Source organism: Amycolatopsis sp. WAC 01376 (genome assembly GCF_003947415.1).
GTDB lineage: Bacteria > Actinomycetota > Actinomycetes > Mycobacteriales > Pseudonocardiaceae > Amycolatopsis.
In genome coordinates this window covers 290,404-313,704 of record NZ_QHKL01000004.1, presented here as the reverse complement: position 1 = coordinate 313,704, position 23,301 = coordinate 290,404, and the positions used below count along the sequence as shown (strand labels likewise).

Annotated in this window: 1 protein-coding gene; it reads left to right on the top strand. The window is 70.5% G+C overall.

The window, feature by feature from the left end:
* Window positions 1–9: 9 nt before the first annotated feature.
* On the top strand, window positions 10–23,199 hold the full coding sequence (locus DMH03_RS24130; protein WP_125794279.1) for a hypothetical protein: 23,190 nt from the start codon (window positions 10–12) through the stop codon (window positions 23,197–23,199).
* Window positions 23,200–23,301: the final 102 nt, after the last annotated feature.

Sequence of the window (23,301 nt, the reverse complement as noted above, 5' to 3'; positions counted from 1 at the left end):
AGGTTGTCCGTGCCCATCAAGGTCGATCGCAGCGACTTCGGCGACGTGCCGGAGTGGGCGCGAACGCTCCTTGAAGTGCTCGGCGTCTCGTGGCCCGCCGCCAACCAGCACAAGTTCCGCAAATCGGCGGAGCTGTACGACGATCTCACCGGCAAGCTGACCGACCTGCCGAATTCGATCCACCGGGTCAAGCGGGGGATCGACGAGAGACTGTCGATGCCCCAGGCAGGTGAGGCGTTCGACGCCAGTATGAAGCCGCTCACCAACGGTTCGCCGAACCTGATGGACGAGCTGGCGACCGGCACGAAAGGGATCGCCGACGGCTGCCGCAAGATCGCGTTGGACGTCGAGTACGCCAAGTATTCCGCGATCGGCCAGCTTTTCCTGCTCGCCTACGAGATCGCGATGGAATACGCGCTCGCGTCCGTCACCGCCGGAGGGTCACTCGCGAACCTCACCTGGCATTACGCTCTCACTCGCGGCTATCTGCTCACCCTGTTCAAGATGCTCGTGCGGGCGATCGTGTTCGAGACGTTCATCGGGATCACCGGCGGGCTGCTCATCGACGCCGCCGTTCAGCGGCTCCAGAAGGAACGTACCGAGTGGGACGACGATGCCACCACGCAGACGCTGATCTCGGGCGCGGTCGGCGGGGTGCTCGGCGGCGCGGTCGGCGAACTCGGTGAAAAGCTGGGCCGCAAGATCGCCGGGTTGCTGGGCAGGGACTTCAGCAAGATCGCCACCGACGACCTGATGAAGCTGGTCAAGGATCTCAAGCTGCCAGGCGGCGGAGACCTTCCCGACAACTGGCTGCGCGACGTCGGCCGGACCTTGACCGACCGAGCCGGCAGGCAGCTCAGCGATCCGGCGTCGGCGTTCACGAAACGGTCGGTCAACGGTTTCAGCGATGAGATGGCCGACCGCTTCGGTAAAGCGTTCGGCAAGACCCTCGGCGACGACGCGGCCCGGCAACTCGGCCGCGATTACGCGCGCACGTTCGTGGACAACTGGAGCAAACACGGCCTCGGCGGAACAGGGGCGTTCAACGACAGTCTGCACCGGGTGCTCGATCCGTTCAGCGACAAACTCGGCAAGGACGTCGTGCGCACGTTCGCCGACGACGTGCCGGATGTGCTGTCCCGCAACGTGGGTGACCGCCTCGGCGGCAACCTGGCGGCGAAGGCCTTCGAGTTCAGCACCGTTTTCCTTTTCGAGGGCGTCTCCGGGGTGATGACCCAGGCGGCGATGGCGGGGATCACCGGTGATTCCGTGTCCGCGGAAGAGTTCGGGATGGGGTTCGTCGGCGGTGTGGTCGGTGGTGCCGTCAGCCACAAGATCGAAGGGATCGGGGAGAAGGGGCTCGACGCGGCGGTCACCTCCATCAAGGAGAAGTTCGGGAGCATGTTCGACGGCGGGAGCCTGTCCGGCACCGTTCCGACCGGGCTCTCACTGGACACCAAGAGCGGGTCGGACGCCGTCACGGTGCCGACGGGAACCACTCCCACGGCTACCCCCGAGGCCAAGGCGGCCCCCGAAACCAAGACCTCCACGGAGGCGAAGTCCACTTCGGACAGTAAATCCGACGTCAAGACGAGTTCGGCTGCCAAAACGACTACGGACGTCAAGCCGACCGCCGAAGTCAAGCCGACCGAGTCGAAGACCGGGCCCGCGACCGTGCGGACCACCTCCGACGCCAAGTCGGCTCAGCCGGACGAGGAACGCCCGCGCACTCGCCCATCCCCGCTGCGCACCACTTCCACGGAAAGCCAGGCCGCGCCCGTCCAGGCCGAGACGACCACCACCACCGAGACGACCACGATCGAGCCGGAGCAGATCGCCGTCGCCACCGAATCGGTCGCCGAAATCGCGGCGAACGACGCTCCCGTCGAAACACAGGCGGAACCGCTCGTCACCGAGCAGGCCGAGATCGTCACCGAACTCACCGAGACCGAGCAGATCACCGAGACCGAGCAGACGAACGAGAACGAGCAAATCACCGAGACCGAGGAGGTCCTGAAACTCGCGGACCTGCCGCCGTTCCTCGCGGACGGCCAGGCCATCGGTTCCGCGCCGGTGCTCGACGTCGAAGGGGTCGGCGAACTCGGCGTCGAGCTGGCCAGGCTGATGCCCGGCGCCACTCCGGATCAGCTCGACGCGATCGGGAACGCCGTTCGCGACGACTTCGAATCCGTGCTGAGCGGCCTGCATTTCCCCGTCCGCACGGCCAAGGGCTGGCGCGAGATCCGGGTGCGTGCCGCCCTTCGCGGCGAGCCGGTGAGCGAACCGCGGGAGAAGACCAAGGCGGATCTCACGGTCCAGGGCGGCACATCGACCGCGGAGAGTCTCGCCGTCCTCCACGCCGGCGACCTCGGGATGACCGGCACGGTGCAGGCGCCGGTCGGTCCGTATCTCACCGTCGGTGGCAAGGCCGCGCTGGCCGCCCCCGGTACGGCGCAGGCCGTCGCGATGTCCACTGTGGACCAGCGCGCGATCCGGTCCGGTGAGGGCTCCCGGCGGGTCGCCATGGCCGTCGAGTTCACCGTCAGCGTCCACGACCGGGCAGGCACCGAGATCGGCAGGCCCCAACAGGTTCCGGGCCGGGTCACCCTGCGCGTCCCGGACGATCTGGTCCGGCTCACCCCGCCGTCCGGGCTGACCGCGAAGAACCTGGACGCCGACGTCGGGAGCAAACTCCAGAATCCGGTGCCCGAGGCGGTCACCGATCTGGGGGAGGTGTACTCCAAGGCCGCCGGTCTGCTGCACGGGTCGGTCACCGAGTTCGGTGCCCCGGGCCGTGACACGTTGCGCGCGTTCCTCGGGACCGCGAGCCTGCGCGAGAACTTCGGCGCCATGCTGGAAGGCTGGGTCGGTTCGGCCGCCCTGCTCAGCGCGGACGGCGGACGGGTGGCCGCGGTCCGGATGAGGGCCGTGCTGACCAAGGCCGAACTCGTCGGCCCCACGACCGAGACACAGTTGCGGCTGCACGAGTCCGCGACCACCAGTTCGTCCGTTTCGGCCTCCACCAGGCGCGGGTTCGACGCCTCGGTCGCGTTCGGCTACGGGGCGGGTGTCGCGGGGGCGCGCGTCGCGGGTGGGCTCGGTGCCGGTTTCTCCTCCCGGAACGTGGACACGGCCGTGTCCGGCCGGTCCTCGACCGCGAAGTCGGGGATCCAGCTCAAGGGGGACATCGGGCTCTACCGGTTCGATGCGACGATCGTGGTGCAAGGCCTGGACGGCGAGGAAGTCACGACCACGGCGGCGGTCTACGCCAGGGTGGGGATGGCGGAGGCCGCGGCGCGGGGACTGCCTGTCCCGGAGGGCACCGGTTCCGGGCTCACGCTGGCGTCGGAGAAGAAGTTCCCGCCCGCACATCTGGCGGCGGGGCTCGCGGCGGGCAATGTGCGGGTGGGCGAGTTCGACGGCGCCGAGCGCGTGCTCACGGAGATCCGCGGCAAGCTCCGGAAAGCGGGCCGGTACGCGGATCTGCTGCCCGGCTGGGGCGGGAAAGAGGGCGGTGTCCCGGCGAAACCCGCGAACGCGGCGCGGACGCTGGAGATGCTGGCCAACGAGCACCGGTTGCAGGCCGCGTTGTCCCCGTTGGCCTTGCGCAACCGGATGGACGCCTTGCTGGGCGCCGGGGTGTCGGTGACCCTCAAACGCCAAGGAGCTTTCCGGCAGGACTACGTCACCGTCACGGTCCGGCTGGAGTCGAAGTCGGCCGAGCATGTCGGACGGACGAAGGGCCGGGTGGTCCGCAACGCCACCACGTCCGGTCCGGCGCTGGGCGCGTCCTCCGCGTCGAACAAGGGCTGGACCGCCGGACCGGAGGGCAGGGTCACCTTCGGGGCGGTGGGGACGGCCGCGGTGAAGTACGGCCGTGGCGGCGGCACCCGCACCGGAGCGGGACCGGTGGTCGAATCGACCTATCTGAACATCGGCAGCCCGGACTCGGAGGTCTTCGAGCACAAGGGCCGGTTCGTCGTCTCCATCACCGGTTTCTCCCGTTCGCAGGCGATGGTCCGGCAGATGCTGCCGGGCCTGCCGGGGACCCAGGTCCCGGACGTCCTGTCGATCTGGACGACCCCCGATGAAGCGGACGAGTACCTGCTCCCGGCGACCTTCACCCTGTCGATGTCGGACAGCGTGACGCTGCCCGCCGACCCGGCACGCTTCGCGCCCGGCGCCCCGAAGGTGCGAACGCTCGACCCGCCGCGGTCGATCAACGGTCACCTCCAGGCACTCGCGCGGCCCGAGGTGAGCGAGTGGGTCGGCGTGGAGACCATCGTGTACACCGAGCACGTCAGCGCGGCGGCGATGGACGCGCTGGTGGAGGCCTCGGACGGCGACCGCGCGCTCACCCTTCCCGGCAGTGACGCGTGGACCAGCGTCCAGGCGATGCTGAGCAACCAGAACATCAAGGCGGCGTTGCGGTCGTTCACGCGCGGTGCGCTGAGCACCGACCTCGTCTATTCGCGGCGGCTGGCCGACCGCGTCGGCAGGCTGGGTGTCGTCGCGCGGCTGAGCAACCCCACCTTCGTCCGCGTGGCCGACGACGCGGGCGCGGAACGCTCCACCTCGGGTGGCTACCGGTTCGAGAGTGGCAAGAGCAAGAGCAGCGGCCCCGCGGTCACCGTCGGCGTCTCGGGGACCGGTGCGCCGAGTGGCGATCCCGACAGCTCCGGCACCGGTGGCGTGTCCGGCAAACCCTGGGCGAAGACGACCGCCACGGGCGACGTTCTCGACATCTCCGCGACCGTCGACCGCAACGTGACCACGGCGGCCGGTACGCCGCGGGTGCTGGCGCGGTTCGACATCGCCTTCACGGTGCTCGCGGAGTCACGGCAGCAGACCGCCGTGGTGCACCCCGCCGCCAGGGGCGCCGCCCGGTTCGTGGACCTTCCCGGCGCGGCCTTCGTGTGGCTCACCGAAGAACAAGCCCGCGAGTACGGCCTGTTGCCCGCCAAGCCGGCGGGTGCCCGCGTGCGGGAAGAGCGGCTCGCGGCGCCCTTGACGCTGCCGCCGGGGAAGCCGGGCGCGCTGGGGCTCGGCGCGGTCGAGCGGCTGCCCGACCTGTCCGGTCTGGTGCCGGAGCTGTCCGCGCGGCTGGCCGAGGCCAAGGTGCCGCTGCTGCCCGGCGTCTTCTTGGACGACGCGATGAACAACTGGGCGAGGCTGACCGACCTCGTCTCGCCGGACGGGGTGCAGGGGCTGGTGGACAGCGCCCTGGACGGCGGCATCCCGCTGCACGCGCATCTGCCGAAACTGTTCACCGACAGCGGTTATCAGGTGCTGCTGACCGCGCGCACCCTGGGCGAGCCGAGGTTCCGCGAGGTCGTCAATGACGGCCGAACCGTCGAGCACAGCACCGCGCGCGCGATCCGGACCACCCGGACGGACGGTACGGCCACGTCGTGGTCGGTCGCGTTCCGCGCGGGCGGGCAGGAGAAGTTCCGCGATCCCGGTGGCGCGACGGTGACTTCGGTCGGCGGCGCGATCACCGGCGGCGTCGGCGCCATCAAGACGACCAGCACCAGCGAGGTCACCTCCAAACAGGAAACGCTGCTGCGGACCGGTACCGGGCCCGCCGCGCGGTTCGACGTCCCGATCGAGTTCACCCTCGAGATCCGGCGTGACGGCGAGACCGTGGCGTCCGCCAAGACCGGCGAGCGGACACTCGGCGTCCGGCTGCTGGCCGACAACCTGACCGCGGACACGGCGGCCGATAAGAAGAAGCCGTTACTTGACAACGATTCCGGGCCGTCCCGGCGATCGCCGGACGACGCTTCCCCTGCCGCGTTGCGGAAATGGCGAGAGGGCAGCGTGGCGAAGCTGCCGGAAATGGCGTCGGTCGAATCCGTGCGCGCCGCCGCGCGGCTGCGCGAACTCGTGCGGGACATCCTCACCTCGGCGGGCGCGGACGGCGGGATCACCGGCTATGGCACGGGCACGATCAACGCCCTCTGGTCGACGCTGAGTCCTCAGGTACTGCAAGCGTTCCTGCCGTCGATGACGACGGCGAGCCTGCCCGTGCCGGCCTTGCGCGAAGCGGCCGTGCTGCGGGGCAAACGAGCGAACGTCGAGGTGCACGCGCGGCTCACCACACCTCGCCTGGTCGCGCTGAGCGACGGTGTCAACCTGGAGAACCCGAAGAACGCGACCGTGGCGCGGTCCGCGGAGCGGAAGGTGGTCGAGATCGGCGAGGTGGCCGTCGCCGGACCCTCGGTCACGCCCGTCAACGAACAGGCCAACATCGGGGGCCTCGTCAGCGGCGTGGAGACGCGCTGGACGGGTGAGCCCGCCGACGCCACGGTCGACGGCACGACCGTGTCCGCCATCGCGAACCACAAACCGGTCGGCCGCACCGCGCTGGTGCGGTTCGACGTGGACTACCGGATCGTGGTCGAGGTCGGAGGCCGCACCGAAGTCGTGGACCTGTCGGTGCCCGCTTCGGCGGACGTGCGGATGCCGATCGCCGACCTGACCGACCTCCCCGGGCAGAAGGTGCCGCGCGCGCTGAAGTCACGTCAGGCGAGGGTCGCCAGGACGGCGAAGGCCTGGCGGGACGCCGAGGTCGGCGCGGAACGCCACCGCTACCAGGCCGAGCAGCTGGTCGAGCAACTCGGTGTCGGCATCGACTGGCGCGGCACGGTCGACGCGGCACGGGTCCGGCGTCCCGGCACGCTGGAGGAACGGCACCACAGTTTCGCCCGCGAGACCGAGAAAGCCTTGCGGGAGGCCGAAACCGTCGCCGAAGCCGCGCGACTCCAGCTCGACAGGGTGGCCGCGGCCGACGACGCCGCCGAGGTACTGCGGGCCGGTCTGGAGACCGATCTCGACGACCTCGCCCGTGGTGCGCGGGACGCGGCCCGGACGTTCCAGGTGCTCTCGTCCGAACTCGCCGAGGCCAAGCAGCGCCTCGATCTCGCCGAAGGCTTGGACGCCAGGCTCATGGCGTACGACGAGGTGCAGCGGCTGACCCGGGACCGCGCCGAGGCGAAGCTGCGCCGGAACCTGTACCGGGACGTCCTCCAAGAGCAGCGGCAGACGCTGGCCGACGCGGACGCCGCCGTCACGGAGGCCCAGGAACAGCGCGCCGCCGCGACCGACGAGGTGGCCGCGTCCCAGGCGGTCCTGCAAGCGGCGTGGCTCGATTTCGCCGACACGAAACAAGACGCGTGGTGGCTGGCGAAGGGCGCGCTGGACGCCGAGTTCACCCGGCTGGCGGCACAGCCGCGGTCTCCCGAGGACGAAGCGTGGCGGCACAGCCGGGCCACCGACGCGCCCTGGTTCACCGTGGCGAATCCGCTCGACCCGGCGCAGTGGGAGCCGAAGCGGGCGACGACGCCGAGGCGGGCGGTGTCGACCGAGACCGCCGACGTGCTGACCACGTTGCTCACCGAGGACGGCAAACGGTACGACGGGGTGATCCGGTACGGCGTCAGCCGGTTCGAGGTCGGCGGCCGCGGCGTCACCGAGTTCACCGTGCCGATCAACCTCGTACCCGGCCCCGGCATCACCGGCGAACAGCTCACGCGGCTGCGCGAGCGGGCCCGCGCCGGCATCGAGGCACTGGTCAACAAGCGCTACGGCCTGCCGAACGGCGACCAGTTGCACGTCCGCGTCGAGTTCACCGACGACCGGCTCACCGACGACGACGGCGCGCCCCGGTACCGCGCGTACGACGTGGTCGTCCGTGACGACGAACGCACGACCCAGACCACCTGGCGATCCGACGCCACCCAGGAGGAACTGGCCCACGAACTGCTGCACTACCTCGGAGCCGCCGACGAGGAACACGACCGGGACCGGGTCTTCCTGAGCCGCGAGGACGACGGCACCACCGGCGTCGTCACCGGCGACGTCAGCGTCATGGGCGCCGACGTCGTCAAACCCGGTGTGACACCGAAGCTGCTGCCTCGCCACACCTGGATGATCCAGCACGTCCTGCGGAGCCAGCTGGGGCCGGGGGCCCGCCTCGCCGACCCCGGGCAGGACGCGCTCCCCGGCGTCGCGCGACCCGTCGAGACCGAGCAGGGCCCCGGACTCACCGACGTCCAGCGGGAAACCCTGACCCGGGAGCGCCGTGAGGTCGTCCAGGTCGGTGGTGACACCGTCGCGTCGAACCTGGTCGAGGCGATCGTCCAGACGACGGCGCCCGATTCTCCTTCGCGCCAAAAGGAATTGCGGGACCTCGGAGCGTCTCTGCGCCACGCCACGCCGAAGGAGGTGGCCTTCGCGCTGGACGTCCGGTTGCGGGTGCTGACCGAACGCGGGACGACGATCCGCCTCGGCCCCGCCTATGGCGATCCGGTGCGTGTGGTCCTTTCGTCTTCGGCCGACTTCCTGGCGACCCGCCGTGTCGCCACGCCGGTGCACACCGGTCTCACGGTCGAGCAGCGGGATGTCTTGTCCCGGCTGGGGAAAGCGGTCGTGCCGGTCGGCGGCGAGCCGGTCACCGGGAATCTGGTGGCGGCCATCGCCGTCACCGTCGCGCCGGGTTCGCCGACACGGCAAGCGGAGCTGAGGGCGCTCGGGGTGACCTTGCGGAACGCGACCGCCGAGGAGGTCGCCGAAGCGCTGGACGTCCGGCTGCACGTGCTGGGCGAGGACGGCGAGGACACCGATTTCGGTCCCGCCGGTAGCCGTCCCGTCCGTGTCGTCCTGACGCCGACAGGTGACTTCCTCGCGACTCGCGACGCCGAGACGAGGCCGTCGACCAGGCCTGTCCCGGTTGTCGAAAGCGTCGTCGGCTTCGAGAAAGGCTCGCGCGCGCTGGACGACGCCTCCCGCGCGGCTGTCGAGCGGTTCGCCGCGTGGGCCCCGGCGGCGGCCGACGCGATCGTGGCGCGCGAACCGGGAGCACAGCCCTCCATCCGGCTCACGGGCCACGGCAACGCGGCTGGTACCGGCACGGCACTCGCCAGGGCGAACGCGGTGGCGGAGATCCTCCGGTTGCTGCTCACCCGTTCGCCGGGCGGACGCGCCCCCTTGACCGTCGTCCCCGTCGCCGCCGAGCGGAACAGTGTCCCGCCGCTGGTCTCGGCCGACCCGGCGGCGCGGCGGCGCACGGTGACCATGGCACTCGTCGAGTCCGCCGATGACCTCGGCCCGCAACTCGGGTTCCGGCCGGGGGAGACGGTGACGTCCTGGCTTTCCCGGACGGCGACGCTGGTCGGCGGACCGGCGGACCTGTGGGCGTCGTCCCCGCTGGTCGCCTGTATCGAGGAGCACCGACGGCTCGGCACCGCCCGGGTACGGACGATCCTGATGCGGTTGTCGGTGGATCCCGGTGCCCCGGTGCCGAGGCTCGCCCAGCTCGTCGGTGCCCGTGGCCACGCCTGGGTCGAGTTCGTGTTACCGGGCCACGGAAACGAAGCGATCGGCTTCCATCGGACCGGAGTGCGGTTCCAGGACGTCGGCCACACCGCCGCCGCGAGCTACGAGGTGTGGGTCTCGGCCGAAGACGCGGTGCATGCCTTGGATCATTCGCTGCGCCATCTCTCGGTCGAGCACCGGACACTCTCGTTCAACGCGATGCATTTCGCGCGCGGGCTGGTCGAACGCGTCTCCGGCGAGCCCGCCCCGTCGGCGGGCTGGCTGGCGACCGGGCCCGGCGACCTCGGCAAGCGGCTGCGCGAGATGATCGGAGCCGCCGGGCCGACGGCCGACATCGGCCGGCTGGACCCGTACGCGGACGTTCTCTTCACCTCCGGCGCTGATGCCGTCGAAGGTGCCGCCCTCGGTGAGCTGCGGAGGTTCGCGCGTTCGGTCGTGGACGAGCTGGGCACTCCGCCGCCCGCCGGCGCGCGGATCGAGATCGTCGTGAAGCGCGGGCAGGACACCGCTCTGGCCGAGCGCCGGGAGCGGAACCTGGCGGCCGCGCTGAACACCGTCCTGCGGGCGGCCGAGGCGGACCACGGCGTCGACCTCGGTCATCTGCGCATCGTGACCCGGTCCCAGCAGGACGACACGAGAGCCGAGTCGGCGACCCTCGGTTTCGTGCGGACACCACCGGTGGACGGCACGATCCCGGCCGAAATGACGGTCAAGAGCTGGCTGAACGGCCGCGTGCCGAGCACACAGGTACGGCAGCGTACGGTCACGCAGTACCTCATGACGTCCGATCTTCTCGACGCCCTCGACCGGATGCGGCTCTTGAACGCGGACCGGCCGGTCTTCCGGTTCCTGGTGAAGACCCGGCATCGAGACCTGAGCGTTCAGTACACCGGCCACGCGTGGATCGAGATCCACGACCCCTTCGGCGGCGAAACACTCATCGACTTCGCGCCCGAGAATCCTCCCTCGCCGCCGTGGGCGACGGTACCGGGCACGGTCTACGCGGGCCGTGCGCGGGACAAGCCCACCACCTACAGCGCCGAATACCTGGCGAGCGCGAACGACATCATCCGAGGGCTGGAGCGGGTGATCGCCCACTCGGACCGGCAGTACAAGCTGATGAGCACCAACTGCACGACTTTCGTGCAGGACGTGTACTCGGCCGTCTTCGGGGCACCCGCTCCCAACGCGGGCCGATGGGTCCAGGGGCCGACCGATCTCGAGCGCACGCTCCGCCGCCACTCGGCGCACATCACGGCCCGGCCGTCCGACGTGCCGTTCCCCACCGCGCCCGCCCCGGCCGCCCCGCCGCGTCGCGCCGACCCGGTGCCCGCCGCGAGCATCGTGGCGGGCTACCACGCGAGCACCGCCGACCTGCCGCATTTCCGCTTGTCCGGCAACGACTTCGACACCGCGCTGGCCGAGTTCTCCAGGCTGGCGGGCGCGGGCGACCTCTCGTTGGGTTCCGGCACCCGGTTCGGTGACTCGCTGATCCGGTTGAACGACGCGCTCGCGGCGGTGGACGCACAGGCCGAGGCGGCGTCGGCCGCGGAGAAGTCGTTGCTGAAGCTGCGCGCCCACCGGGCGCGGGCCCTGGCGAACGACGCCGTACTGCTGTCCGCGATGGTGCCGACGCGTGACACGGCCCTGGAACCGCTTTCACCACAACGAGTCCAGCGGATGCTGACCGAGGTCGCCGCGATCCTCCACAGTGGACGAGACCCGTTCACCGACGCGGATTCCCCGTGGCACCGTCTCGACTACGACCGGAACGCCCCGTTGCCGCGCAGGCTGGTCGAACTCGTCCTGATGGACACCCCGCCGTCCGTGGCCGGGGCCCTGCGCGACGATCCGCTGTTCCAGGACCTGATGGCCAACCCGGAAGCGCTGGCCGACGCGCTGTTCACCGCGGCGGGCGGTCTTCCGGCGGCGTTCGCGACGGCGGCACTGGACGAGAACGGTGTCCCGCCGTCGGCGACCCTGGCCAGGGTGCGCCGTGCGGTCGTCCGGCGGTTGGGGACGACCGACCTGGACGCGGTGACCGAACTGGCGCTCACCGGGTCGGGCGCGGTCGCGATGCTGATCGCCGCGCCGGTGCCCGCCGATCCGAAGCTGCGGATAGCGGTCGGCGGGTCACCGCGACGTCCGGCGCCCCGTCCGGCGGGCAGGTCGTGGTCGCGGGAAGACGCGCGACGGATCTGGTGGCAAACGGCGGATCCGGCCGTCACTGTCGATCACGTCGTCACGAACCCGGTGTCCCGCAAGGATGTCCTCGAGTCCGTCCGGCAGACCCCTGCTGTCCGTGTCCGGTCCGAGGACGGTGGGCTGAGCCGGAAGAAACGGCCGTGGCAGGCGACGATCGGCTACGACCTGCGCCGGTTCGAGATCGCCCGCGACGGCGAGCCACCCACGCGGGTGCGGCTGCACACCGTCCGGCTGAGGCTGGACGATCCCGGTCGGTCCGAAGTGGACACCGCGGCCTTCAAAGCCAAGGTCGAGTCCGCTGTGGACACATACTTCAACCAGGGTTACCGGCTCCCTGACGGCGAGCAACTGCTGGTGGAGGTGGAGTTCACCGACCGCGAAGACGCGCACGGCGAAGTCTTCGTCACCGGGCCGGGCACTCCCGTCGACCAGCGGCACTGGCCGTCGGACGGGACCGAGGTCCAGTTCGCGCACGAGATCGGGCACTTCCTCGGCCTGTACGACGAGTACTTCGTCGATTCACTGGGCGGTACCAGGGACACTCCCGTCTTCCAGCACGTCGACGGCGCGGGCCGGGTCGCCACCGGGCCGGGGCTGATGACCGCGGCGCCGGTCACGACCTCCGACGTCGTCCTCGAACCACGCAACCTCCACCTGCTTTGGGACCGCACCCGTTCCCTCGTCGGCGACGATCCCCGCCCGTCGCCGACGCCTCCGCGAAGCACTGAGCGAGAGCCGGGTTTCCTCGCCACGGCCGAAGACGAGCGGGAGTTCCGTGCCCGGCCGGAGATGGCCGAGTACCTGAAGCAGGTTCCCGCCGTCCTGAAGGAACATCCGCATCTGGCATCGACGGGCGAGGCGGAACTGGCCGCCATCCGCGCCTACTCGCACACGCATTACAGCGCCATCGACGGCTACCTGACGAACGCGGAAAGCCCAGAGTACGCGGCGTCGCTGACCCGGCTGCTGTCGTCCGCGGTGACCCGGTTCCCCGCTCGCCACACCGGACCGGTGACGCGGGTGATGAGCCTGCCGGTGGCGGCCGCCAAGGAGCTGTTCAAGGTCGGCGAGCGGTACGCCGACCCGAGCTTCTTCCGGGCCATGCAAGGCGGGAAGCGGCTCTTCCCGGAACGGAAGGTCGTCGTCAGCGCGCTCGTCCACGATGGCGCCTCCATCGCGTCGGCGTCCAACCGATCCAGTGAACGCGAGGTGCTGCTCCCGCCGGGGACGGCGTTCGAGGTGCTCGAGGTCGCGGAGGCCGGCGACGAGCTGCACGTGAAGTTGCGTCAGGTCGAGGCCACACCCACCCGTATCGCCCCGCCTTTCGCGGGGCCCATCGGGCCGGGGCCGGACCGGGACGGCATCGAAGACAGGCTCGCGCTGGCGAAGATGATCAGGGAGGCGCCGGAACTGGCGTCGGACCTCGCGACCCGCGACACCCGCGCGCACCGCGACCGGGTCGTGCGAGCACGGCGACGAGCCGGGGAAGACGCCACGTCGCGGAGCGAGATCACGGTGACCACCTGGCGGTCGGCCGCCGAGCTGGCCGCGTACCGGCCGGGCGGGACGATCGTCGAGCCGACGATGCTGGTCACCGGGGGCCGATCGGGCAACGTCACGTTCGTCATCGACGGCCCGGCCGTGACGGGGTACGACGGTGGTGGCGCCGAGGTGAGTGTCCTGCCGCCCGGCTTGACCTACCTGGTCACCGAGGTCACCAAAGCCGCCGAATGGCACGGTCAGACGACGATCCGCCTCAGTGAGGTCGAGCCGGTCGCGGACCTCACCCCGACGGCGCCTGCCTTCCCGACGGGGTCCGATGACGACTACCCCACGGCGGACGAGCTGGTGGCCGTCCTGCTCGCCGATCCGTCCTTTCTGGACGGTCAAGCCACACCGTCCGCCCCCGCACCGGCACGCCCCGACAACGCGGGCGGACAGGAGCGGACCGCCGAGCTGACCGAGAACGTCGTCCGTGCCCTCGTTGACGGCCTGCGTGAGCGAGACGGCGACCTGCACCTCAACGCCGTCGAAGCCGTCGTGAACGAGCACCCGGAGCCGGGCCTCGTATGGCACGCGGCGCTGAAGTTCATCTCCGACAGCCCGGAACTGGCGGACCAGGTCCGGTCGATCACGTTCCAGCGGCGGGACGGCGCCGGGTCGCGGGCGGTCACGCTGCCGGACGCCGTCTGGGGCCTGCTGAACTTCCCGGGACATTCGGTGGAGTCGTCCGGCGACGAGTACACCGAGCCGGTGACGATGGCGGCCGCGCCCCGCCGGACCGTGGACGTGTCGGCGGCCCCGATCGGCGGCACCCTCGCCGAGGCATGGAAGCGGGACGCCGCACAGTGGCGGCAGATCCTCGATGAGGAAGCGAACGGGCACCCCGGCCCGGATCCCGCCCGGACGGCGGTTCCCGGCTTCCCGGGGACGAGGGCCGAGGCGTGGGCGAACCTTCTCGCCGCTCGCCAGGAACTCGGCCGGTCGGAAGTCGCGCACGCGGAGTTGGCGGCCCGGCTCGCGGACGGCGGCGGGGGAAGCTCCCGTGACGGCGAGCGTCTCCCGGTGTCCGAGAGCACGCTCCGCGCGGCACGGAACCGCGTCGAGCGGGCGACCGCCGATCTCCGCGCCTGGGGCAACGACCCGCGGCGGCTGGACAGGGCGTACCAGAGCTGGCACGCGTCCTCGGCGAAGGAACGTCCCCGGGTGTTCGGCGGAGCAGGCGACCAAGACACGGCCGGACGGGAAACCGTTGCCAGGCACCGTGTCGAGTTCGCTCCCGAGTCGGCGGCCCTGACCGCGACGACGGAGGGCGACCTCGGCGGGCTGGTCGACAGCGTCGTGGGCCGCGCCTTGCTCGGCGGGACGCTGGAGATCCAGGTCGTCGGCCGGACCGGGAACAATCCGGTCCCGTCGGCGGCGAGCCGTCGCGGCCGGGAACGGGCCGCCGCGGTCGCCGCCCGGATCACGGAACTGCTGGCGGCACACCCGGTCGGCGACCGCGTGACGGTCGTACAGGAGATGACCGGCGGGCCGCGGCGTGGACTGCTCGAACGCCGTGGCACACCGGCGTTCCGGACCCGCCGGTCCGTCGACGTGACCGCGCTCGCCGCCGCGGACATGACGGACACGACCGCCGCCGGCGTCGAGGTCGTGGCGTTCGATTTCGCCGTCCCGGTGAACCACACGTTCGCCGGGGTGGACGACGGTGGGCTGCCCGAGTCGACCGGCGTCGAGGAGGAGAACACCGATTACGAGTCGGCTGACGAACTCGCCGCGGACCTAGCCGCTTCGGCACTGCCGGGCCCGGACCTCTTCGGTCTGCTCGCGCCGTCACCTACGCCGGATTTCCTGGCGGGGCAAGACTTTTCGGCCTTGGCGGCGGGGAAGTCGTTCGCGTTCTTCGATCGGCTGGACATGGCCTCGGGTCCGTCCCCGACGGCCGGGTCCATGGATCCGGCGGGGCTGCCGGACGATCCGGCCGGAGTCACCCGGACCGAGCGCCCTGACGACGAACTCGGCGAATGGGCGCCGGGCACGGTCGCGCCGCTGCCGAAGGTGACCGAGCTGCCGTCGATCCTGCACGCGGTGCGGCTGGGCGGACCGCCGCGTGACGCGGGCTTCTTGGCCGAGTTCGGCAAGGCAGGCCGGGTTCACGGTGGCGAGCGGCGGGTGGTGTTGTGGACCGACATACCTCGCGGCCGGTTCGACGCGGCCCGCGCGACACCCGCGCCCGCGAACGGTCGCCACGACCCGCTCGCCGACGTGCGCGCGATGCTGGAATGGGCCGAGGGTAACGACATTCGTCTGGTCAATGTGGACGAAGTGTTCACCACCGAGTCGCCGATGCACCTGCACGACCTCTACCGGGCGGAGTCCGTCAAGCAGGTGGCCGTCGGCTACACCGCCGCGAGTGACATCCTGCGGATGGAGGTTCTCCACCGGTTCGGTGGTGTCTACACCGATGGCGGCAACCGGATCAGCGACGAATGGAGCTTCGGCGAACAGGCCGCGTCGAAACCGGCTTTCGGTGTCATCACGGACGAAGCCGACGGGAATTCGGCGTTCGTGGTGCCGAAGGGGCACCCGTTCGCTCGGCTCTACCTGGACGAGATCCGCGAAAACCACGGCAAGCCGCCCCGAGAACAGTTCTCGTCCGCCATCGGCATCGTGGCGGGTCAGGGCGGCCGCGACCCGGTCGATCTTCGCATCGGTTCCGGCGCGCTCGCCGGTCTGAGCACGAAACTGGGCTACCAGAACGGAATCACGGATTATCCGGGAATTCCCGGTATCACGAAGAGCGACGCCGGTCTGCCGGAGTCGCTGACCGGCGAGCCCGTCGCGACGCCGCATGATCGGGCCGCCACCGCGGAGCTGACCAAGAAGATCGTGCAGACCTTGGTGCGCGGACTGCGTGACCGTGCCGGTGACCTGCATCTGACGTTGGTCGAGGAAGCCGTCGGGAAACATCCCCGGCCGGAGCTGATCTGGAACGCCGCGCTGGGTTTCCTCGCCGCCCGGCCCGAATTGGCGGCTCTCGTCCGGACACTCACCGATGGCAGGCAGGCCTCCGGGGTGCGGCACGACGTCGTCCTTCCCGCCGCCGCCCGCGCACTGCTCACGGTCACCGTCGGTACCGAGCGTTCCTTGCTGGGGGAGTACCGGCGGGAAGCCACCCTCTCCGCCGCCCCGACGGCGTTCCGCGCCGCCGCGGTGTCCGGCGGCGACGGCCGGTACCTGACCAGGGTCGACCTGAACGTGGCCATCACCGACACGGAGATCAAGCTCGCCAGGGTGTCGCGCACGCTGGCCGGGTGGACGTTCGAGCACCCGGTCCCGGCGCCGCCGACGGCCGAGACGGTCGAGGCCGTGCGGAACGACATCGCCCGGCTCACCACCGAGATCACGGCAGGCCGCGCGGAACTCGGGCTCGCGTACCAGGACCTGCGCCGGTTCATGGCCGGGTCGCGGCAGGCAGAGCAGTCCCAGGTCGTGGCCGCGGAGACCGAACGGCTTTCCCCTGATCCTCGCTTCAGCCGCGTGCGGCTGAAAAGCGAATGGGACCGTGATGACGCGGTCGCCGCTTGGAAAGTGGCGGCTGATCTGGTCGCGCGCGCGGAGGAACGGCTGAGCGCCACGCTACGGAGCCGGATCGAGCGCAGGGCAAGGCTTTTCGAACTCGAAACCACCCTGTGGCGGGCCGCGGTCGCCGCGGAGGAGCAGCAGCTGGCCGCCCTTCCGCCCACCGTCGGACCGGTGGCGCCGCCTGCCCCGGACGCGCGAGCGGTGGCGCTCGCCGACGAGCTCGTGCGGCTGCGAGGCAGGCTCGCCGCGCTGCGGGCCGAGCTCGCCGACCACACCACGTGGTGGGGGCAGAACGTCGATCACCGGCCGGATCCGCGGTTCTTGGCCGACGTCCCCGATCCGTGGCTGCGGGGCAACGCCCAGGTCGAGACCGTGCGCGTCGCCGGCCCGGGGAGCCCGTCGCGGGTGCGTGCGCACCAGCGATGGCTGGCCACCCGCGACGAACTGATCGCTCAGGGGCATCCGGTCGATCATGCCGAGCGGTTCGCGACCGAACTGCGCACCCTCACCCTCGGCGAACCGTCGTCCACCGGGCCGGATGTGCTGGGCCCGGCGATCGAGGTCCGGCGGATCCAGGTTCCGCTGTACGAGGTGGTTCCCGGCCCGCCCCCGGCTTCCGTGCACATCGGCAGTCAGTGGATCACCGAGTTCACCGCGAAGCTCACGTTGATGCCGCTGCTCGGGGTGCAACCGTCCGACGTCTACGACGCGTGGGACCGGATCACCTCGGCGCAGGCCCTGCTCAACGCGGGCTACCTGTTGCCGGACGGGTCGCAGTTCCGCTTCGAGATCGACGACGCCTCTCCGGCGCCGGAATTCACCTTCACCGTTGGCGACGTCGGCGGCCCGTGGCAGGCGGACCGGCATCTCACCGGCCGGCTCACCGGCGACGACGTCGCCAGGCAGCTGCTGGAACTGCTCGGGGTGACGGTCCAGGGACAGGGGCCGCTTTCGCTGGAAGCCGAGGACATCGCCCTACTCGACCGGCTGTTGCCCTTGCGGCTGAAATCCGCCTCGCCGACGCTGTTCTCCGGGGCACCGCGGCGGACCGAGCGCAGGCCGGAACTCGTGTACCACCTGGCGCCGGGCCCGAACGCGGCACAGCAGCAGAGCGACACCACGGAGTTCGCGAGGGAGCTGGCTCGTCAGGTCACGAGGTCGCGCGCGCGGAACGCCGCGATGCCCGTCGTGCGGGTCGTGGTGGACGACGGGGACGCGGACGCGCGTGACCTGATCGCGAACATGCTGGCGGGTGAGGTCCGCCGGATCCTCGCGGGTACTCAGCCGGGCGCCGTCACCGAGCCGCTGACCTTCGCGCAGCCCGACGATCCCGCGATGCGCCCGCTGGCGGGCAGCGTCCAGTTCTTCGTCGACTGGGATCCGGACGGCGCACCCGCGCCGGGCGAACGGATTCCGCCCGGCAGACCGGACGAGGACTCCGACGAGTCGCTGACGACGCCTGCCGTCCAGCCCGCTTTTCGGGTACTGGACGACGAGAAGACCTGGCAGCACAGCACCACCACCCCGGCCGGCGAGGACGCCGCGTGGTCGAAGCTGAGCGATCCGGTACACCCGTGGGACTGGGAAAACCTCCGGGCGAACGCCCACGTCGTGACGGTGAACCGGCTCGGCGCCCACCTGCCGATGCGGTCGTACGAAAACGCGGGCAAGCCGCTGATACCGATCCGGAGCGTCATCACCTACGACCTGCGGCGGATGAAGGCGCGGGGCCGATGGGTGCAGGAGTACACCATCCGGTTCTTCTTGGCAGGTGGCTCGCCCGAAGAGCAGGACGGGCTCCGCCGTGACACCCGGCGCGGTGTGGAGGCGGTGTTCAACCACCGTCATCGGTTGCCGAGCGGTGACCAGCTGCATGTGCGGGTCGAGTTCACCGCGGCCGAAGACGACGCGCATTCCACCATCAAGGTGACCCCGGCAGGCAGAGCGCGCCAGAACACCTGGCCACTGGACGCCTCCCGGCGCACGCTCGCGCACGAGGTCGGCCACTTCCTTGGCATCGAAGACCAGTACGAGATGATCCGGAACGAGCCGACCGCCTACACCTTCCAGGATCGTGACCCCGCCAAGAGGCCGCATCGCCTGATCCGCCCGGCGAGACCGGATGCGACGAAAACGCGGGAGACCGTTCCGCTGCTCAACCAGATCCACGACGACCACGGCCTGTACACCGGCAGGTCGAACGAGCCAGGTGTCCTGGTCCCGCCGCGGGATCTCTGGCGGATCGAACGAGTGGCACGTGGCTACGCCGCTGTGCGTGACTCCGGCGAACTCGGCGAAGCACAGCCCGCCGCCGAAGCGCCCGCCGGACCGCTGTCCCCGGAACAGCTGACCCGGTTCGTCGACTCGATGCTGGACGTCGCGGTCCACCTCGACGGCGCTTCGGGGATCTGGCTCGCCGACCCCTCGACGGACGTGACCACGCTGGAGCAGCAGGAAACCGTGGTCCGCGGTCTTCCGGCGAACGGCCACTTCTTCACCGTGGTCGCCCATGTCGGCCCCTCCGGGACACCGGAATTCCTCGGCAGGCCCATCACCCCGGCGGTGATGTCCGCGCTGCTGGCCCGCCTGCACGACGAGGGCAGGTGGCCGCCGGACACCGCACTCCGGTTCGTGTCCTGCGGACTGGCCGCGCCCAACCCCGATGACTACGTTCCTGCCGTGCTGCGCGCCGTCAACCTGGCGACGGGACGGGCACCCGCCGTGTTCGCGGCGGGCACGCTGGTGTGGGGGACCCCGAACCTGAGCGGGCACGGCGGCTCCCACGACCTCGTCGTGGCGAGCAGCATCGGCTACGACACCTACGGCACGCCACTCGTCACGGGTGACGGCCGATGGACGCGCTTCGAACTCGACGAGGACACGGGTGACGTCAACGAGACGGGCGAATTCCAGGGCTACCTGGGCGTCGACCAGAACGGCGTGGTGACCGACGACGCGGCGCCCGCCGGATATCGCGTCGTGGACGTGACGACCGCCGCGCGCTCGATCAAGCGGTTCATCCCCGACTCCATGCCTTTCGGGACCCGGCTGGACCAGCCGTCGGTCTCCGTGGACGGCCGCATCGGCCAGTCGGTGTTCGACGTACTGATGGGGAAAACGAGCCCGGTGGTTTCGGGGGGCACCGTTCCGCTCGACGGGAACCGTGGCATCCGGCCGGACGACCCGCGGCTGGCCGGGATGGCGGACGGATTCCCGGTGGACGACCGGTTCTTCACCTTCCTGGCGCACGGCGACGCGAACGGTGTCCCGGTCCGCGACGATTCCGGGGCGGGGAGCGCACGGCTGGACCCGGCCGACGTGGCCACGATGCTGATGCGCGCCAAGGACGAGGGCCGGTGGGACGGCGCGAAGCCGTTGATGTTCGCGTCGTGCGGTGCCGGAAGCGGCCTGCCGTCGTTCGCGGCCAAGGTGCTGGCCGAGCTGCGGACGCACGGCGTCGACGTGGCGGCGGTCGCTCCCGACGGTCCGGTGTACTTCGTTCCCGGCCAGGTCGCGTCGGGACCGGGGCAGCTCGTGGTCGCCGGCCGGGTCGGGGTGGACGCGACGGGGCGGCCGGTGGTGGAGCCGGGCGGGGCCTGGGTGCACCTGCCCGCCGGTGGCGGGGCCGCGACGCCGGTCGGCGCGCACATCGTGGTCGAAGACGACGCGGCCTGGCGAACCGACGACCTTCCCGCCGGTTATGAGACCGGGGTGCCCGAAGCGGACCTGGCGGGCGCCGTGCGTCTGGCCGACGGCGACACTTCCGGAGGCGAGATCTTCTTCGAAGAAGGCGGCAAGGAACTTTCCGCGACGGCTCTGTCCACTGTGGACCGTATCGCGAGATCCGTGGCGGACGCGGCTATCGATCGGCGTGGCCGCCGCCTGCCGCTGCCGACGGTGAAGGTCGTCGGATTCGGCAACGGTGGCAGGCTGGGGGCCGGGCAGGCAATGCGGACCGGGCAGGCCCGCGCGAACGTGACCGCGACGGCTCTGCGCACGGCCCTCGACCGCGAGCTGGCGGCGGCACCGGGTGCCGCCGCCGAGATCAAGATCGTCCCGGAGTCCCGTGGCCGCGCACTGGGAACCGAGCCGCTGCCGGAAAACGTCACCCCGGAGCTGGCTCGTCGTCGCGCGGTGATCACGGTCGATCTCGCCCCGGCGTGGAATTCGCCGGAAGCGCCGAGACACGACCAGGCACCGGTGGACGAGGAGGGCTTCGCGATCGGGAGCGAGCTCGCGGCCGAGCGGCCGGATCTGTTCGGTGCCACCGAAACCCCCGACGACGGCCTCGGACACGACGTGACGACCCAGTGGTACGACGACCTTTCCGTCCCGGTGACGGTCGACTTCGCCGCGGGTTCGACAGACCTGACCGACCGGCAACGGGCCGAGCTGAGCCGGGTCGTGAAGCAGGTGGTCGAGGTCGTCCATCAGCATCGTCGGCAGCCGCTCCTGTTCTCACCGGCGCCTTCCCTCGAGATCTCCGGCGTGCGGACCGTCGATGAGGACCTCGACGACCTTCGTTACGGAGCTTTGGAGGACGCGATACAGGAAATGATCGTCGAAGAGGTCTTCGCCAGAACGGATCTGACGTACGACGAGCAGACGGAACTCGCCGGCGAAATCGTCGTCTCCACCGGCTTGGCGGCGTCGGGGGAGCCGGGGCGATACCAGGTCCGGATCGAGGGTGACGACATCTCTGTCGCGTACCTTCGCGCACCCTTGCCGCATCCCGTGGTGACGGACTCGTTCCGGATCGAAAAGGGAGCGAGCGATGAACCGGTCTTCACCTATCCGTCCGCGTACACGTCGGAGGTGACTCCCAAGTCGGCGCCCTTCTCGGCCCCGGCCCAGGAACTCGTGAGCACGGACGACCTCTCCTTGACGATCGCCGAGGACGCTTCGATCGCGATCGGCGCCACGAAGGGCAAGGAATTCTTCGCTGTTCCCGACGTGGTCGCGAACGCGCGCGCCGCGCTTCTGAAGGCCAACAGCAACATCGAACTCGTCGTGCACGACGTCGTTCTGGTCGTCGAGCGCGAGGGCGTCGAGCACCGGCTGAACCGCGTGTCCGTCAAGTTCCGGGACAAGCCTTCAGAAATCTGCCGCGACCTCGCGCAGGAAATCCTGGGCGGACTGCCGGACGCCGCCGTCTTCCGGGATGCGGACGGGCGGGCGGCGATCGCGAACATCAGTTCCACCAGCGGTATCGAGGTGACGGGTACCCGGATGCTGGCCGAGGCGCTGGCGGCGACGGCGGACGGCGAGCCGGGGGATCTCGACCTTGTCGACCCGCGGTGGGCCGTGGGGCAGGTGGCCAAGGACACCAGGCCCACCGGCGGGGGACCCGGCGCACCGCGGCCGGGTCGCGAGTACGGCGGCGCGATGAGCTACCGGCCCTCGAACGCGGCACGCAGGGCGACGGTGGACGGGCTGGCGCGGAAGATCGGCGTCAACGAGTTCGTGTGGCCGTCGATCGGCGAAGCCTACTGCGCCAACTCGATGCCGTACGACGACGATGAGGGGGTCGTCTCGATGGACCTCGACTACGCCAAGGGAATCGCGATCAACGGGAATCCCTGGGGCTACCACTTCGCCGCGGTCGTCGCCACGAGCCTGGACGGCCGGTTCAACATGGTGCTGGAGAACTCGCCGCACACCGCGACCCGGACCCCCGCGGTCGAACAGGCGCTCATCGACGCCCTGCGTGACCACAACGGCAGGTGGGACACGATCGAAGCGGATCTGACCGACGCACTGGAAAAGGCGAAGCGGAGCAAGGACCCCGGCGTCGGCAAACTGGAGTTGCGGCTGCACGCGGTCAAGAAGTTCAAGACCCTCGCCGATCTCATGCTCACCCACGGGCACGAGCACCCGCTCGTCCTGCCTGCGTGGAAAGAGGCACAGGGCGCCATGTACAACCTCGCGAGCTGGCCGAAAGAGCGCGACAACTGGAACTTCTACATGTACGGAAAGGAACAGGGCAACACGTTCCACGAACGGCTGGCGGCATATCACTACCCGCACGCGGCGGGCCTGGTGAACATGCTGACCGTAGCTGTCTCGGCGGGACAGGGCTCGGCGACCGACTGGTCCGTCCACACCTCGTTCGACGAGGGATCGGCCGAGGCGCGTGAGGCCGACGAGCAGACCTTGCGATCGGCCGCGACCCGCGTGGCGAGGGCGGCGATCTGGCGGAGTGACAACCGGCTGCCGATGCCGCTCGTGACGGTCACCGGATACGGGAACGGCACTTGGGGCTCGTCCGGTCAGGCGATCAAGAAGGGGAAGGACCGAGCGGACACCATCCGGGACCGGCTGGTGCACGAGATCGGCGAAGAACTCGCCCGCCTCCAGAAAGACCACCAGGTCGTCCAGGTCGCCTCCGACACCGGCCCGGTCCCCGAAGGCACACCGACGATCCATGTGTCGTCGCAGTCGAAGGGACGCGACCTCACCGAAGCCCCGGAAGACCCGCGAGCGACCCCGGAGGAACGCCGCCGCCGCGCGATCATCACCGTGCGGCCGAACCCGCCACAGCCGTCCGGCGAGCCGGAACCAGACGACGCCTGACGAGAGCCGAGAGCCGTTGTCCCCAATGCGACATTGGGGACAGTCTGGCCCCGAGGCCGGACCGCGACCCTCACTGTGTCGCACGAGGAGTCCCGGTGACCA